A 367-nucleotide genomic window follows, 5' to 3' on the forward strand; every position below is an offset into this window, starting at 1 on the left:
CAGCCTTCTTTGCCCGCGAGCTGAAGTGACCTACCGCCTGGTTCGGCAGTTGCAACAGAAGGCTTATTCGGTGGCTCATGTTTGTCGGCTGCTGGGCATCAGCCGCTCTGGCTTTTACGAGGCCAACAAACGCGCCCAAGCGCCGGCACCGATTTGCCCGATCACGGTACAGCTCAAGGCTTCGTATAGCGAAAGTGGCGGTTGCTACGGCAGTCGTCCGTTGCGTAAAGCCCTGCACGCCAAGGGGATCGAGATAGGCCTTTATAAAATCCGCCGCTTGATGCGGGCCAACGGACTTCGCTCGGCCTGGAAGCGCAAATTTGTGCACACGACGGATAGCAATCATGATCTGCCGATCGCCGAGAAT

1 protein-coding gene is annotated in these 367 nt (G+C 57.8%); it reads left to right on the top strand.

Translation table 11 applies throughout. The features are described from left to right. Positions 1 to 25: 25 nt before the first annotated feature. Positions 26 to 367: IS3 family transposase (locus M5C01_RS32825; protein WP_152742657.1), on the top strand; the 342-nt coding region annotated here is incomplete at its 3' end.

It is taken from the genome of Pseudomonas sp. MWU12-2319, assembly GCF_023242525.1.
GTDB lineage: Bacteria > Pseudomonadota > Gammaproteobacteria > Pseudomonadales > Pseudomonadaceae > Aquipseudomonas > Aquipseudomonas gingeri_D.